The organism is Salinirubellus litoreus, assembly GCF_037335815.1.
Lineage (GTDB): Archaea > Halobacteriota > Halobacteria > Halobacteriales > Haloarculaceae > Salinirubellus > Salinirubellus litoreus.
Map to the genome: position 1 here is coordinate 285,566 of NZ_CP147842.1, position 16,226 is coordinate 301,791.

Below are 16,226 nucleotides of genomic sequence, written 5' to 3' on the forward strand. Positions count from 1 at the left end.
GTCCCGCCGTTCATTCCGGCCACCCCGGTGCACGGCCCTCCAGATCGAGGATCACGAGCACGTCCTCGATCGGGCCGTCCTGGAACGGCTCGCTCACGGGACCGGTGTCCGGCGGCGTGACGGTCAACTTCCAGGTGCCCGTCGGGGCGATCCCGCTGAACTTGTCCGAGGAGACGATCCCGTCGACCGGCCGTTCGGTCGCCTCGGCGGTCGTCCCGTCTGGCCGGCGGAGTCCGAGCGTGAACTCGATGTCCTGGAGGTCCTCGCGCTCGTTCTCGCTGATGGGGCCGACCAGGTACAACCGTACGCCGCCCATCTCGAGGTCCGACAGCGTCGCCGGAACGTCCGTCTGGTCGACCTCTAACTCGACGGACCCCGGGGTCGCGGTCCCCTCGGGGTTGTGGAGATCGTACCAGGCGTCGGCGAAGTCGTCGTTCAGGCTGAACGCCCGCTGGCGGCTCCGCAGGGTGCCGATCCGACTCTGGATCTGCCGCCGGTACTGATAGCTCTCGAACGCCGAGTAACTGATCGTCACCCGGACGTCCTGGATCGTGGCGTACTCGAAGTCGTTAGCGGCCTTAGGTACTCGCAGCTCCCAGTCGGCCGCCACGCCCATGTTCTCGAAGGGGCGGAGCCGTTTGCTCCGATCGGGCTCAAGTCGGGTCCGATCCCTCCTCTCCGGCGCCGTCGACCGGTTGAGTACGACCGTCTCGGGGCGCCGTGAGATCTCCTTCTCCCGGAAGAGCGTATCGCCGACAACGACCCGCGAGGTGCCGCTGGTCCGCAGCGTCGCGTTGATCCCCTCGTCGGGCGGCGTCAGGGCGACCAGATCGACCGACACGTCCTCGATCAGGCGCATATACTGCCCCGGGTGGTCGCGATCGAACTGGTCCAACGTCGTCTCGAAGGGGAGCACGCCGGTCTCACGGAACTGCTGGAGCGCGATCGGATCCACGTCCGACAGGGAGATCGTTTTCTCGACCTGGAGCTTGCGCTCGTCGGTACGGAACTCCCACTGGTCCAGTTCCGTGATGTCCTGTCTGAGCCGCTCCGATCCCGTGATCCCGCGCCGCTCCTCGCCCTGCCCGTCGCTGGAACCGTCGTTGGAAGGCAGCTCCCAGTAGTCGGTCTGGATGAACTGTCGAGGCATCGACTGGCGCTCGAAGGCCAGTTGCCGTTGGGCGAGCCGTGCTACAGAGGCCGTCTGCTGGAGAAAGTACCGGTAGATCCGCTTGAGCACGCCGCTCATCCACCGATACATCTCCGTATCGAAGAACTTGTTCCGGTGGAATTTCACCATGTCACGGGCGTGTTCGGTTCTGAGCTGGGCGATCTCCTTCTCCTGCTCGACGATCTCGATCCTGTCCTCGGCCAGCGTCATCTTCTGGTCCTGGATGCGCTGGTTGTGCTGTGCGAGTTTGCGCTTGAGCTTCCATCGTTGCTCGCGGCGGGCCTGGCTCGCTCGAACCGAGGAGATCTTCGCGGTCGTTCGGGCCGCGACAGCCTGGTTGCGTGCACTCATCTCCATGAGGTTGAACACTTGGGCCCCGGCGGCGAGCGCTATAGCGGCTGGTGCGGTCGCACCGCCGGTCGCGGCGTTTGACATGAACTGGAGGAACTGTTCCATCGCGCCGAGCCGGTTCGCCCGCATCGTCGCCTGCCCAGCCCTCTTGTAGGAGCTGATCATCTGCTGCTCGAACTGGTTGAGCCCCGCGTCGATCCACTTCTTGTACGTCTCCGAGCGGATCTGGGCCCGCCGCTTTTGGAGTTCGATCAGGTCGATCCTGTCCTCAGCGCGTTGGAGCCGGGCGTCTTGGAGGGTGACCCGCTCCCGGGAGAGCTCGACGTCCTGCTCGGCGTTCGTGAGCTTGAATTGCTCGCTCTGGAGCTTCTCTAGCGCACGGATGTACTTGCTCTCCATCTGTTCTGCGACCGCCACCAGCTCCTTGGCGCGCTCAATGAGCGTCTCGTACCGGTAGTCGGTGGCCTGTGTGCTCTGTGCGCTCCCGGCGGCTGCCACACCGCCGGCGCCGCCCCCGAGGTCGGGCGCGGCGCTCTCGACGCCGGTCGACGCCGCGTACGGATCGACCGATCGCTTGATCCCGGCGATGTTGCGCCCGCTGCGAATCTTCTCGAGGTTGAGCGACGCATGGCGCCGAAGGGCGTCTAATACCGGGTTCTTCGGCACGCAGAACTCGTGGGGCGTCGACGCCAGCAGGTCCATGCTCGCCTGCGAGACGACCGCCGTGCTGTCGTACTGGGGCTGCCAGGGGCTGGCCGTTTCGTCATCCCTGGCGGGACTCGTTCTCTCGCTGCCGGTGGTGTCACTCTCGGTCTCGGCATCCCCGTCCCCCGCAGTATCGCCGTCATCGCGCTCTCCGCTGATCTCCTCACGCTCCTCGTGTTCTCGTTCCTCTTCGCGTGGCTGCCGTGAGTCGTCCTCGCGGGGCTCGCCCTCCTCGGGTCGCCCCTCGTCGGGCTGGTCCGCCGGCGGCCGATCGACCCGGTCGCGTTCTGGATCGACGCGCTCGACGGTCGATCGCCCGATCCGACTCCAGAGCCCAGGATCGGAGTACACCGGTCCGGGGATCGCCGTGATGTTCGTGTCAGAGATACTGCCATCGGCACCGACACCGGTGCCACTCGAGATCCCGCTGCCGACCGATCCGATCCCGATCGGTCCGTCGGGGCCCACCGCCCGGCCGAACAGGTCCCAATTCCCGCCGGGCCGGTCGGTCACCTGAAGACGCCTGAACTGGGCGGCTGCGTTCCGTACCGTCACGCTCGTGGACGCGTCTCTCAGCATCGCCGTCTTCGCCGTCCTACTGGAGGAGAGGTCGGCGTAGGTCGTGAGTCGCTCGTCGCGCTCGGCCCACTCGTTTGCTGCGTCGAGCGCCGCCTGCAGGTCCTCGTTCCGGAGGTGCGTGACTACCGCCGTCGCCGCCCGGTACCGGTCCTCGAAGGATCGGAGCCCGGTGACCGCGTCGTGGAGTTCCTCCTTGCGAGCGTAGACCTCGTCCTGCGCGAGGTCGCCGGACCAGTTCCACGCCTCGCCCTCGATCAATAGCGTCTGGAGCTTCGCCTCGAAGTCGGAGGTGAGCTTCGTGCATGGATCCTCGTCATCGCGGAGCACGTCGTGTGAGAGGACGTCCAGCGCTCCCTCGTAGAGGGTCCGGGCCTGGGCGATCGACTCGCGGGTGTCCGTGGCGAACTCGTCGTCGGCGTAATCCAGCAGGCACTGCAGGATCGAGAACAGGGTGAACCGCGTGTACGCGTTCGATCGCCCCTCCGCGAGCGCGTGAGGATCGATCGGGTCCCGGAGCCAGTCGGAACTGGGGGTGAACTCCCGGACCGGCGACCGCTGTTGCTCCTTCGCGAGCCCGTGCCAGACGGCTTCGCCACCCGTACTGGCAAGCGCGTCCTCGTCCGCCGTCCACTCGTAGATCACCCGGTAGAGTTCCAGGGCGGCCTCATAGTAACCGGCCTCCGACAGCTTCCGGGCTACGAACAGCGGGACGTGGAAGTATGCCTCCTCGATGTAGACCTCGTTTTGTTCCCAGCCCGTTTGGTTGTGCGTGTCGACGAGTTCCTTCGTCTTGTCCTTCAGTGTCTCCTGCTGGGCCGGCGAAACGTCGATCCTGAGGTCGCCGTCGCTGGCCTCGAAGTCGATGCCCCACAGTGCCGCTAAGCCGAGCCCCCACTTCGTGTTGGGGTGGAACGTCTCCGCCGGCACCTTGTACAGTTCACCAGGGATTTCAATGTAGGTGTCGTCTGACGTGAATTTGAGGAGGCCGGTGAGCCGCACGCCGGCGTTCCGGGTGCTGTGACCGCTCGTATCCAGCGTCGGCAGCTCGTTGAGGAAGAACGCCGTCGCTTCGCCGATCGGGTCCTTCGTGTCCAGTGAGAGGTTGTTCACTTGTACAAGGTCGGGTGCAGAATCCGGGAACGCTGACATTGAACCGACCGACAGCGACGACACTGCGTCCTTCGGATCCCCAGTCGGAGAATTGAGGACCCCGGGGTTGTCAACTACCATCGTCTCCTTCTTGTACTCTCCCTGATAAATTCGGTAGGAGTAATCGAAGAGAATGATCTTGTCGGTGAACGAGCCTCCGGGGATGAACGCCGCTGCGGTACAGATGAAATCAGATTTGTCAGAGAGAGTGTCAAGCGATTCAGATTTGGCCGGGGCGGCATGGTTCAGCTCCTGATAGTAGATGTCGCTGTCGTCGACCCAGACTACCTCGCCATTGAAGTTGGCGACCAGTTCGATGTTCCGGACGATGCTGTTGTGGAGGAAGTCCCACTGGCTGCCATCCGGCGGCGTCCTGTCGTCGTTGAACGTGGCGTAGTGGGCGCCGGTGTAGGTGTCATCGTCGTCGTCCCCCATAACGAACAGTTCAGGAGGGTCGTGAATGCTGTCGGATACGACGATGTGTGCCGAGTGGAGGTCGTCCAGTCCACTGGGTATGGAAATCTCCGTGAACTCGCCCCACCCCTCGGCCGGTTCGTCGGTGTAGTACCCGAGCGACCCGTCGTCGGTACGCACGAACAGGTAGATTGTCGATGTGTTATTCCACGCACCGATGACCTCGCTGATGTCCTTTTTTGTCTCGATAGGTCGCCAAAGACTCGGCGCCGTGTCGGGCTCTTGGACCACGTTCGGCTCGCCACACCATCGGTAGTACACGGTATCAGTCGCGTTGCCACGGCCGAACACGTATATCGCGTCGTAGGGATTGCTCGTGAGCGACTCCCTCACCTTCGGGTTCCTGGCCATACAGGCAGCCTCGGCCGTGAGCGTCGCCACGTCGCGGTAGTACTCCTGGTACGCGTCGACTGCGTCGACGATCCGGCGTGGTGTGCCGCCGCCGGAGGGGAACCGCCGTTCGAGTTCCTCGAATCCGGGCGTCTTGTTCCGCCGCAGCGACGGGTTCAGGATGTTCTCGGGGTAGAAGAACACGCCCATCGCGGCCTTCCAAGCCGGGTAGGTCCCCAGCCACTCCCAGCGCGTCTCGAATCCCTCGTCGCCCTCGGTGAGCCGCAGGGTCCGGCCGGGGAGTTCCATCTTCCGGCGGCTCAGGTCCACCACCAGCGACTGCAGGGAGGTGATCGCCTGGCTCACCCGGGTAGTCATCTTCGACTCGTGGGCCTCCGTGTCGATGAACAGCCGCTCGCTGAGGTACTCCGGGCGCTCGTCGACCGGGACGGACGACGGCAGCGAGAGCTCGTCGATCAGGCGCTCGTTGCGGATCGGCAACGCCTCGACCTCCGCCCTGGCGACCGCCTCGCCGATCTCGTCGCCGATCGCCGTCCGCTGGTCGGTGCGGGACTCCAGCATGTCCAGCCAGTTGCGCCGCACTGCCGCATTGAACCGCCAGCGGAACGGATCGTCGTCGTCGACGTTCGGGACCCGGTCGCCCTGGTCGGGGAGGTCGAACAGCTCCGGTCGCAGCGTGATCCTGTAAGCCCGTTCGACGCGCCGCCAGACACCGAACTGCCGTCGCTTGCGGGCCTGCACGATGATATTCTGGACGCTCTCCCACTCCTCGTCGGTCAGCGGCACCCGATCGATCAGCGACGACCTGACCGTCGTGAGGTGGTCGAACTCGGCGATGCCGAGGTTCAACTGGGCGATGCGCGCCGAGATGTCCTTGCCGTTGTGGCGCCGCTCGATCAACGTCGCGAACTCGCTGGCCGTCAGATCGAGCTGGTCCGCTAGGACCGTCTCGAAAGACGACTGCGCGGTCGAGAAGTCGTAGGGGGCCGACCCAGTCGTCTCGGAGATGCCCGTCTGGATCATCCCCTCGAGTTGCGTCCCCGGGCGAGTCCAGGAACCGAGTTGCTGCTGGCGGTCGGTCCAGACGTCGAACTGGTCGGTCCCGGCCGCCGGCGACGGGAACTCGTCGACGGACTCGATCAGATCCGGATCGATCGTCGGGTTGCTCCCCCGGGCCAGCAGCGCCCGCTGCCAGGTCTTTCGCCGCTCCAAGCTGGCCCTGTGCGGCGGAAGCGTCGCCTTGTAGGCCTGCCAGTACTGATCGATTCCCTCGTCGCGCTCCTCGGCCCGCCAGTCGCCCGTATCGTACTTGCGGCGGCGTTTCCCGATCCGGGCGAGGGTCCCGAACAGGTCCTCCAGCGTCGCGGTGTCCGGATCGCCGCCCGCACCCGTCGGTCCGGTGACGCTCCTGAGTCGCCAGAGCGTGTCGAACGTGTCGGCGTCGATGCCGAGTTGCTCCAGCGCCAGGGGCGAACGCCCGGCGTCGAGCGCAATCCGGATTGAGCGCAGCTCCGATTCCCAGTTCCGCGAGCCGTAGACCGTAGTCAGCGCGGCGTCGATGGGGTTCTGGCCGCTGGCTGCTCCGTGGTACGCCCCGGCGACCTCCTCGCGGATGGCCTCAATCTGGTCGGCCCGGTCGTCGTACAGCATCCGTGCGGTCCCGGCGAACGTCCGCTCCGGGAGATCCGAACGGGCCATCCGCTGTGGATCGATGAACGGCTCCGTTCGTTCGTCGATGCCGACGGCGCGGGGCCACGCCCGGTAGAACACGAGGATCCGGTCGTGCTCCGTCGTCGAGTCACCCGTCGTCGCGACCGACGAGAAGTCCAGTTCGAAGCCGGAATCGGAGATCGACGACACCGCGGCGGTGTCCGTTCCGGTGACTGTGCCGTCGGCCTCTACGTAGGCGACGGTCACGGCGTTGCCGGTTCCGCTCGCGCCCGCGTGGCCACTTGCGTCCGGGCCGCTGTGGCTCGCGCCAATCACGCGCTGGCGGTCCGTCGCGGTCGCCGCGCCCGACGACCAGGCCAGCGAGCCGGCATCAGTCATCGACGAGGATCCGATGGTGTCGATCGGCCCCCACGCGGAGAGTTCGATCAGCGCCGGCCGGAAACCTGTCGAGACCGGGACCGTCCCGGTCGAGTCCGGACTCCGTACGTGTCCGATCTCGGGCTCAGCGACGCTTCCAGTCTCGACGGCGACGTAGGTGACCAGCCGCCGGGGGACCGGGTCGTCGCCGGCGCCCTGGTAGATCGAGCCGTAGTCGAGGGTCAGCGTCTCGCCGAGCCCCGTCGCGCTCGCGGACGTTTCCCCGTCGATGGAACCGCCCGTCTGGAAGGGAAGATACAGCGCCCTGTCGTCGTAGGCGGCGGCCGCGTAGCCGTCGTCGTCGTCAAGTCCGAGCGTAACGCTCCTGACCGACTGGCCAGTGACGGACTTCCCGACAACCTCGCCGTGCGAGATCGCAGCGTGGTCACCGGCGATACGGGTCGTGTCGACGGTCGTGGCGCCGCCGTTCCCGATCAATCGGACGTGGCTGGCGTCGACCGCCAGCGGGATCTCCTGGACGTGGCCGGCCGTGGCGTCCGGCGTCCGGAAGTGGCCGACGTCCGCCCGAGCCCCGGCGGCGGTCTTGTAGGCCGTGTACTCGACGACCAGTCCGTCCTCGGCGAAGGCGTCGACCCGCTCGAAGCTGACATCGAACCCCGCGGGCGTCAGCCCGGTCGCCGACGCGCGCAGCGTCCCCGAGGGGCCGCCGTCGTGGCCTCTGAGCGTCAGGACCGCGTCGGTCCGCACCTCGGCGGTCGCCTCGTCGCTGCCGGCCGCGTCGCTCGTGAGACTCGTCGCCGTCTGTTCGATCCCGTCGTCGCCGACGGCACGGACGGCGCCGTGTCCCCAACCGATGGTTCCCGACAGCCCGCCGCTCGTTCCGGACTGTTCCGGGGCCGTCGCCGCCGCGGTCCGCAGGACCACCAGGTCCGGCCGGAACCCGACGTCCCTGACGGAGACGCTACCCGGTTCGGTCGGGGTCGTGAAGCTGCCCGTCTCGACGGCCGCGATCCCCTCTAGCTCCTCGTCGACACGGTCTCCCTCCTTCGGTTCGCGCTGGGAGAGCCAGAATGTCCCCGGACCGAGGTCGATCCCCTCGCTTTCCTCCTCCGCCAACCACTCGGCCGTCAGGCTGCCCTTGCGTGACTCGACGAGGATCGACCCCAACTCCCAGTACCCGGCGTCCGAGAGGCCACCGCTCGTGCTTTCGACCGCCGTGGTGCAGAGTTCGACGAGTCGCGTGAACGCGCTGATCGGGAGATGGAGCCCCTCGGTGACGGCCGTCCGTGCCGTCTCCGCCGCCGTGTCGGCGGCGGCGTCCAGGTCCGCGGCGATCGACTGGAACTTCTCGACCGTGGTCGTCCCCGACCAGTTACCCCGGTTCCAGCCGTCCCACGGGCTCGGCCGGGACTGGCCACCGACGGGGTACTCGAAGCCGCTGTCGACCCATACGAGGGCCCGCTCCACGCCGGATGGGGCGTGTTCCCACATGGCCGCGAGCTGGTTGTCAACCCACTCCCGGCGCCGCTTCCAGAGGTCGTAGGCCGGGGTCCCCGACTCGGGATACCGCAGTTCGTCGGGGCTTATCACGTCCGGATCGATCACCGGCTGCTCGCCGGCCTTGTCTACCGACGGTCCCCCGGGCAATTGATGATGGAGTGCGAAGGGATCCTCCGAGTAGTCCTCCGAAGCCCACTCATGACGGAGGCGATCGAGCCGCCAGTTTCCGATCGCGGGCGGAGTTGGCTCGCTCAGCGGATCCGCGCGGGTCCAAGTGCCCGACGCCTTCTTCGTCGTTTGTGGGTACCCGAACCGGGCGGCCAGTTCGGCCTCCGTCACTGCGTTGTCGTCGGAGCGCGGCGCCGACGGATCGAGCCGCAGCGACGACACCTCCGACTCGGGAACCCCGACGACATCGGCGACGAGAGTCCGGGTCTCCTCGTCGCGGTTGGCCTCTCTGAGTTCCTGGAGCGAGGTTCCCCACTCCGAGAGCAGGGCCTGGTACACCGCCTTGCGGTACTCGCTCGTCGCGGCGTGGGCGGTGAAACCGTCCAGATCCCCCTCCTTATCCTCGAGCAGGCCTAGCAACGCCTCGACACAGATGCGGATGTGTCGCACCCCCTCCTCGTCCCCGTCGCAGGTCGCCGGCAGGTCGGCCATCGGCTGATGGAACAGGTTCGAGATGTCCGACAGCGTGATCGGATCCCCGGAGCTACCCGATTCGCTTTCGTCTTCGAGCGTGACATGGGTGGTCACGTACTTGAGGAGGGCGGCCAGGTAGGCGCGCGGGCTCACGGCGGAATCGCAGTCGCTGCAACTGCACTTGTGAGCCTTCAGTTCCGGCGGCAGTGTCTCGTTTTCGGCGGACATCAGGCATCACCCCCAATATCAAAGGCGGGCACGTCAGTCCCGTTCGCAACCGCCGCCCGGCGCCCGGCGAGTGTCGCCGAGAGGACCGCCGACTGGACTTGGGACGTCGTGTGGATCTCCCTGGCTACGTCCGGGTCGACCCCGTCACCGATAGACTCAACGAACGTCTCGACGGGAGTGTCCGCGACGCTTACCGGGCTGTCGTATCCCGCCGTCGCGAGGGCCGAGGCCGTTTCGAGGTCGGCCATCAGGGCGAGGCGAGCCACATCCGCCACATGGTCGCCGACCTCACTGTTTAAGTCGATGCCGAGACTGGCGACGTCGCCGGCCGACCTGATCTCCGCCAGACTGACAGCCTCCAGTGCCGCGGTGGCCTCCTCCGGGAGTCCGATCGTTCTGGGATCGAGCTCCCCAATCGCGGTCCCGTCGTCGCCGACGCCGCGTGGGAGCGTCACCGTCGACGGCGATCCCGCCGTCACCGACAGCTGTTTGCTCACGATGGCTTCGCCGACCTGGTTCGTGACGGTCGCGTCCAGGGCCCGCATCGCGTCGTCGCCGGGGGGCATCGTCACCTGGATGGTTACCCGCCCCTCCGCGTCGGTCGTCCCGCTGGCGATCGAGCGCCCACTCAGCTGGTCCGCGAGGCTAAGACGGTACCCCGGGGCGGGATCGCCGTCCACGTCGATGACCTCGAAGATGACAGCCCTCGACTGCCAGTCTCGCCGCTCGACGCTGCGGGAGGCGCGCCGCTGGATCGCCGTGATGTCAGACTCGGCATTCTCCCGGTGGCCCACGATGTTTTCGGCGACAGCCGTCTCGTAGCATATCATCATCTCTTCGGTGGAGGTCGTCGCGAACGTTTCGACACGAAGCTCCACGTCCTGCCTGCCAAGCCCGTACAGCAGTTCCGTGTCCGCGGGGAACCGCTCCTCCAGCGCCGCCGCCTCGAGTAGCGTCGTCAGCGTCTCGCCGCCGGCGGGGTACGCGGCCCGCCCGGCCAGATCAAGTTCGTGCCGGAGGAACTCCACGTCCTCCTTGGACAGGTCCGTCAGTTCGACGCCGTTCAGCACCGCTTTCAGCTCGTGTCTAAGCCGCGCATACTCGCTGGGCTCGACGACGACCTCCGGTGGGATCTCCAAGTCGATCGTCTCGCTGGCGTCGGCGTTGTACCGCACATCAGAAGCGGCGAGCCGCCCGCCGACCTCGTCGTAGACCCGAATCAGGAGGTCCGCCGACGCGCGCTCGCCGGCCGCGAACACGTCGGGACCGTACGCGATTCGGTAGCGGCCGTCGGCGTTAGTGGTCGCCTCCCCGAGCCGTTCGTGTCCCCTGAGATCGCGGTCGTACGCCCGGACCGTCAGCCCGCTGGCGGCCGTCCCGTCCTGGGTGATCCGCCCCTTTACAACTGACCCGCCGTCGGCCCCGTCTGCCGGGACGACCGACGTCCCGTCGCTCCTGAGCATACACTTGAGGTGGAGAGTGGCCGACTCCAGATGCCGGAGCGCCGTCCGCGCTTCGTCGACGCAAGCCAGTGCTCCCTCGTGGTCACCCTCCTCGATCCGGTCCGAGAGGCCCGCGGTGACCGCACAGAGCCGGTCGTGGTGGTCGGTCAGCTCCCCGATATAGCGATCCTTCGTTCCGGGCGTGAGTTCGTCGCTTCCGTATCCCGGATCAGCTGCGAGGAGCTTGGAGAGCTCTCTGTCCAACGTCTCGTACGTGTCCTGTCGAGCACTCCGGACCGCCTCTAGGAGGTCGGCGACCATCGACTCGACCTCGGCGTCGCGCTCGTCGACGAACGTCTCCTCGACCTCATCGAGCACCTCGGCGACGGTCGACCCGACGTCGTCGTCACGCTCGTCGACGAGCGTCCTGCCGATCACATCGAGCATCTCGGCTACCTCGTCGCAGTGGTCAAGCAGGCGCTCGATCCGAGCGAGACACGGTTGTGCCAGCGGTCGGTCGTCCATGTGACCGTATTCATCGTCACGCGCCATCGGACGGACCCCCGATTGGAAGCGGCCGAACTCCGCAACCTGTGCCGTCGAAAAGGTCGGACAACGAGAACAATACCGCATTTATCTTCTCCACGTACTGATCTGACTCGACGAAGTTTGCGGCCGCATCCAGTATCCCATCAGGGTCACTCCCCTCCCGCGGTGTTTGCAGGTTTGGCATGAGGGGTTGAGTTGGGGCGTCTTCGACCGAACGGATGGTGCCGGGCTCTGTGGCAGCCGATGCGGTCGACTTGATCAGCATGGAATTCAGGAGATCATTCCCTTCCGTCACGGGCGCGGAGTCACCAAAGGCCAATTCGATGTCGAGAACCTTGACCACATCTGGGTCTGGTATGGGATCGGCTGAGGCGATTGATTCTCCTGCCGGCGAATTCAGCGTCACGGCCATCCGAAGCTCTCGCTGTCTAGCGGGCGATAGTGGGGGTCGTAGCTCTGATCGGGTCGGAGTTAGGTCTCCGCGAGTGCCGGTCAATCGCCGTTTACCACGACCACCGTAGCACTCTCCGGGGGCGCGTCGTCCGTGACTGTCTCCTTCACACGGCCGGGGGTAACGACGGGCTCGAATTCTCCACTGGGTCCCTTCCACGCCACGTCGGCGGTTTCGTGAACCTCCACTTGGGGGGTCTGTACCAATCGTTCTGTTTTGTCTGGATCGTTTGATCTGAGGATCACTCTTCCGTTTTTTGACCTTGCACTTCGCTACTTGAGTAAGAGCCGTTGCACTGGCTAGGCAGCCGATCAGCGATTCCGTATCACTTTTTCCTTCGCCGGGTTTCATCAGCAGGCCAAAATCTATCACTATTTATCACCGTTATCAAAATCAAATGTTATTAAACTATCCAGACGGGCGTAAGTAATAATCGACAGACAAGGCGCACCCGCTCTGACTCTCACCCAGCCCATGTCGTGGATATATGAATTCAAAGATTACTGGGGCCGGAAATCACACACCACATAACCCGCTTGATCCCCTTTGAGCTCTTCCACACCGTCCCCAGCATCGTTAGATCGGCTGACTGCCGAAGTTCCAGTATTTTCTATTATAAACCGACTGACCCCTTGCTTTTGTATTGGCAGAAAGCTGAATGAACATTCCCCGCTACGATGAGGCTAATGGAGGTAGTCCAATAGCGCTTCGACGAAAATCAGGACGTACCCATCGGATTTATTCCACTCTTCTCTTTACTGGATGTATGGTCCTGAATAATGACCCGCCGAACACGTCCTCAGGAGACGGCTCCCTTCTAATGGGCCAGCGGAAATGGGCCGTTGGTGTCGGCGTCGTAGTCCTGGTTGTTGCCCTCGTCGGCCTGTGGCTCAGTTCGGGTCTGGGTAGGACGGGCGTGATCCCGGTGCTTGCCATCGCGGTCGCCGTCCTCGGCGGTGTGGGGATTACCCTCTGGCTCATCGGGGAGTGAGCGCACGGTCCACGTCTCAACGCTCCTCCGCCAGATCACGAACCGTCTCGACCAGCAGCGAGCAACCAATATAACTGGCCAGCCGGGCAATTTTCGCTGTGAGAAGCCAGTCTGCATGGTTTTTGTGAGATGACCACACACTGCCGTACTAATGACCATGAGCGTTGAAACAGCCGACCTGACAGCTCTCCTCACGGACATGAAACAGGAGAACCCGCAGGGCTACGGCTATCTCGACGGGTACTGGGACGATGCCAAGCAAGGTCTGGACAATACGGACCGGAACTACGCCCGTGTTAGGCATATCTACGAGAATATTCCAGACCCCCAGATCGGCACCCGCGGTCTGGGCCAGACGCTCGTCCTCCTCGCGAAACTCGATGTTCTCTCGATTTTGACCAACCGGAATAACGCCACCATCTACGATCTCACGACGTACGATGCGAACAGACTGACAGCCATCGGTCAACTCCTGGATGCCAAGTAACCGCTCCACTTGGAGGAAACCCTCGGGCTGCACTATTCGTGCGACACTCCTGCTATCGCGTTGACTTACCTCGGAACTAAGTGTTGTACCGTCCGAGTGTCTACGATTCCGATGGTCGAGATTCCAGATTCGCTGCGATCTATCTTCAGTACGACTGTGCAGGAACAGGACGGCACGTACGTGCTTGAGGTTCCGTCGAGAGAGATCGACCACGACGCCGTTACCGCTGGCGAGACCTACCGCGTTGCAATGCTCTCGTCTCCTACGTCCGAGGGGCGTCGCGACGAGGCCTCGCAGGGGTCGACCCGTTCCGAGGCCGCCCGTCAGCAGGGCCCGCCGGAGCCACCGGTCAAGGAGGGCGAGGTTCGAGAGGTGACGGTCGAGACGCTCGGTGACCAGGGTGATGGCATCGCGAAAGTCGAGCGGGGATATGTCGTCATCGTCCCGGATGCCCAGCCCGGCGACGAACCGACCATCGAGATCGACGATGTTCGCCAGAACGTCGCGTTCGCCAGCGTCGTCGAACCGGATTCCCGAACGCTCTGAGCCCCAACCGCCACGTCCAAGCTAAAAGGGATTCTCGAGGCCCGTGTTGGTGAGTCGGATCGCGCCCTCGCGAGTTGCCCGGTCGACCGCCGCCTGGTCGGTCATCAGGAACGCGTTGTAGCCGTCGACACTGCGGTGGATCACCGACCCCTTGAAGATGTTCTCCGGGTGCTGGGTGTACTTCTTGACGACGACGGCGAACTCCGCGACCGCGTCGACGACCACGAGCCCGTATCCGTGCTCTGCGAGAAACGAGCGGAGGTCCTCGAAGGCACCGACCGGGACCTCGAAACGATACTGCTGGTTGTTGTAGTAACGTTTCAGGCGGTCGAACACGTCCTCCCCGTCGAAGTAGTGCTTGAACAGGTACGTCTCGTCGATCTCGAAGACATTGACCTGCTCATCCCCCGCCCGGCGGAATTCCGCCATTCATCATCCAATTCACCGACAAAGAGTAAGAACATTACTGCGATTCGAGGGAAAATCTCGCGATGCCGGCTCGCGTTGGTCTGGATGTGCCCGTGCGGAGAACCAGACACGTTCTGCCGGGACAGTACACGTACTCCCTGGCAGCAGCCGCTCCAGAGCATTTGCAGAAGCGCGTACCGACGAAGCACAATAGGTCGTCGGTGCAGTTTGGATGCGGTTATTGAAGCGTGTCTTACCAAACAACGTAGGATAGTCCGAGACCGATGTTTGGTAAGAACGCAAGCCAACGAACCCCAACCGTCTCCTCAATCAGTCGTCACCACGTACGCCACACGCACACGTTCGCCCGACGGTCGTCTGACTGAGCTATTTGAAGCCACGTCTCATCGAGGCATCTCGATGGACGAGTCCCTCGCGGACCTCGAAACGGTCACGCTCGAACTGGAGGACGAAACGATCGAGGCCGTCGACGAGAAGGCATTCGCCGAGCATCGAGAAAATCGGGAGGCGGCAATCCGGGATCTACTCGACGAGTGGCTCAAAACTCGGGAATGAGATCGCCAGTACTCGATCCGAACACGTCGCGATTCCTCTAGTGGCCGGCTGTAGGACTACGCAACGGCAGATTCGGTCACAGTATAGGGGGTATACCAGTCCAGCAATTGGGCAGCTCGCGCTGCCTTGGCCACCAAGACCGATCGGAGCGTCGGTGGTGTGTCCACCTGAGTCGCCTCGAGGACTGCGTCGGGGAGACCGAGCATTTCCTTTGGTACGTCTTCGGCGCCGAAGATGAGGAAATGCGTTTCGTCGAGCTTCACGATGAGTGGGTGATCTACCCGCTCGACCCTCTCGCCAGTGGTGTAGATCTGCTCGTTGGCCGCCTCGTGCTGCTCGCGCTCCATGACGGCGTGCTCCCCGTCGGTCGGTTCGATGTAGAGCTGGCCGACGTAATAGCTCGCCGAGAGCTCTTCAAACTGTGCCATTATATAGCATGGTAGGTTCCTCGGACGTACTCTCTCCGGGCTTTATCCGGAGAGGCGCTGGCCTATGGAGAGGCACGTTCGGTCCACGACGGACCGACCGGCTGACTCACACCGCTTTAATTCTCGGTGGCCTCGAACGCGGTCGTTTCACGAGTCGGTTACTCCGACCCGGAGGGACGGCGGCATCGGCCCCGAGTTTCTGCACATCGCCGGGATGTTTAATCCGGGGCACGCCTACGGGTGCCCCTACACCCGAGTCATTTTGGCTCGGATGCAGTACCATGACACACAATCAACACTCAGTTAGCAGTACCGCTCACGTTCGGAAACCGGACGGTCGAAGAACAGTGGGAAAGACGGCACCCTGTCGGCTTCCTCCCGCGTTCACGAGACGCGGTTCGTCTCGTGCAGCCCACGAGAACGCCTCTGGCGTTCTCGGGACGCCTGAAGACGCGGGTATCCGCCTCGATTCTCTATGATCTCGAACATCTCGGCCTATGTCTTCCACGGGTTGGTGCAGACCAAGCGGTTATCGACCCATGTCTCCAATCGCTAGTCATGAGTACGCAGGGCCGTGATGACCAGGGCCGGTTTGGGCCGAAGATGCGCGACCAGGATGTACTGAAAGCGTTCGACTACGACACGACTGACGAGGACCCGTACCTCACGGTGAAAGAGGTGACTGCCGCGCTTGCCGAGCACTTCGGTATCGAGGTGAGCGACGAGGCCGTTCGGACTCGACTCGAAGCGCTGCGAGACGACGAAATCATTGCCAAGCGCCGGTTCGGAGCGGGTGTCGCCTATCGGGCACTCGTTGCGCCGCAGCTGGCCGACGATGTCGAAGCCGTGTCGAACGATCGTCGCCGGACGGCTCGTGAGGAGTTCGTCTCCCTCGAGAACTGATCGCGAATGGCCGACGTGTTGTTACACCCTGGCGTAGGGACGGGGTTGCAGCGACAGCAACCTGATCTCAAATCCAGCGGGGCAGATCAGCAAGCGCACACGAAATCGCTAGACTCCGCGTTGTCGAGCCACTTTGTCGAAAGGGTACGCGCTGGCTCTCTGTCGACCCATCCCGATTACCACTCGACAGACTGCAGCCGTGCGGTTTTCACTCGAAACCCGGTGTGTCGAGCCATTCGAACGCAC

Annotated in this window: 10 protein-coding genes; 5 read left to right on the forward strand and 5 right to left on the reverse strand. The window is 64.1% G+C overall.

The window, feature by feature from the left end:
- Nucleotides 1-10: 10 nt before the first annotated feature.
- From WDJ58_RS24315 to WDJ58_RS24325, 3 genes are read right to left on the reverse strand one after another with little or no spacing between them, the layout of a single operon-like run.
- Nucleotides 11-9,199: a neuraminidase-like domain-containing protein gene (locus WDJ58_RS24315; protein ID WP_338918189.1), complete on the reverse strand. Its 9,189-nt coding sequence runs from the start codon at nucleotides 9,197-9,199 to the stop codon at nucleotides 11-13.
- Entirely contained in the window at nucleotides 9,199-11,166 is a 1,968-nt protein-coding gene (locus WDJ58_RS24320; protein WP_338918190.1) for a hypothetical protein, read from the reverse strand. The genes WDJ58_RS24315 and WDJ58_RS24320 overlap by 1 nt, the downstream gene beginning before the upstream one ends.
- A 16-nt stretch (nucleotides 11,167-11,182) precedes the next feature.
- Nucleotides 11,183-11,602 carry a hypothetical protein gene (locus WDJ58_RS24325; RefSeq protein ID WP_338918191.1) on the reverse strand — a complete coding sequence of 140 codons (420 nt, stop codon included), beginning with the start codon at nucleotides 11,600-11,602 and terminating at the stop codon, nucleotides 11,183-11,185.
- Nucleotides 11,603-12,407: 805 nt separating this feature from the next.
- Here WDJ58_RS24325 and WDJ58_RS24330 point away from each other — a divergent pair.
- From WDJ58_RS24330 to WDJ58_RS24340, 3 genes are all read left to right on the forward strand, one after another.
- Nucleotides 12,408-12,632 carry a hypothetical protein gene (locus WDJ58_RS24330; RefSeq protein ID WP_338918192.1) on the forward strand — a complete coding sequence of 75 codons (225 nt, stop codon included), beginning with the start codon at nucleotides 12,408-12,410 and terminating at the stop codon, nucleotides 12,630-12,632.
- 151 nt (nucleotides 12,633-12,783) lie between these two features.
- A complete protein-coding gene (locus tag WDJ58_RS24335) occupies nucleotides 12,784-13,119 on the forward strand; it encodes a hypothetical protein (protein WP_338918193.1) in 336 nt (111 codons plus the stop codon).
- 111 nt (nucleotides 13,120-13,230) lie between these two features.
- Nucleotides 13,231-13,665, forward strand: coding sequence for a TRAM domain-containing protein (locus tag WDJ58_RS24340; protein ID WP_338918395.1), 435 nt, complete (start codon nucleotides 13,231-13,233; stop codon nucleotides 13,663-13,665).
- A 21-nt stretch (nucleotides 13,666-13,686) separates the two neighbouring features.
- Here the strand turns inward: WDJ58_RS24340 and WDJ58_RS24345 are convergent, their stop codons facing one another.
- Entirely contained in the window at nucleotides 13,687-14,094 is a 408-nt protein-coding gene (locus tag WDJ58_RS24345; RefSeq protein WP_338918194.1) for a hypothetical protein, read from the reverse strand.
- Nucleotides 14,095-14,493: 399 nt separating this feature from the next.
- Between WDJ58_RS24345 and WDJ58_RS24350 the strand changes: the two genes are divergently transcribed.
- Nucleotides 14,494-14,649 (forward strand): ribbon-helix-helix protein, CopG family, encoded by a 156-nt coding sequence (locus tag WDJ58_RS24350; protein WP_338918195.1) that lies wholly within the window; start codon nucleotides 14,494-14,496, stop codon nucleotides 14,647-14,649.
- 56 nt (nucleotides 14,650-14,705) lie between these two features.
- On the opposite strand, the gene WDJ58_RS24355 is transcribed toward WDJ58_RS24350, so the two are convergent.
- Nucleotides 14,706-15,077: a DUF5802 family protein gene (locus WDJ58_RS24355; protein ID WP_338918196.1), complete on the reverse strand. Its 372-nt coding sequence runs from the start codon at nucleotides 15,075-15,077 to the stop codon at nucleotides 14,706-14,708.
- A 558-nt stretch (nucleotides 15,078-15,635) separates the two neighbouring features.
- On the opposite strand from WDJ58_RS24355, the gene WDJ58_RS24360 reads away from it, so the two are divergent.
- A complete protein-coding gene (locus WDJ58_RS24360; protein ID WP_338918197.1) occupies nucleotides 15,636-15,980 on the forward strand; it encodes a helix-turn-helix domain-containing protein in 345 nt (114 codons plus the stop codon).
- Nucleotides 15,981-16,226 lie beyond the last annotated feature (246 nt).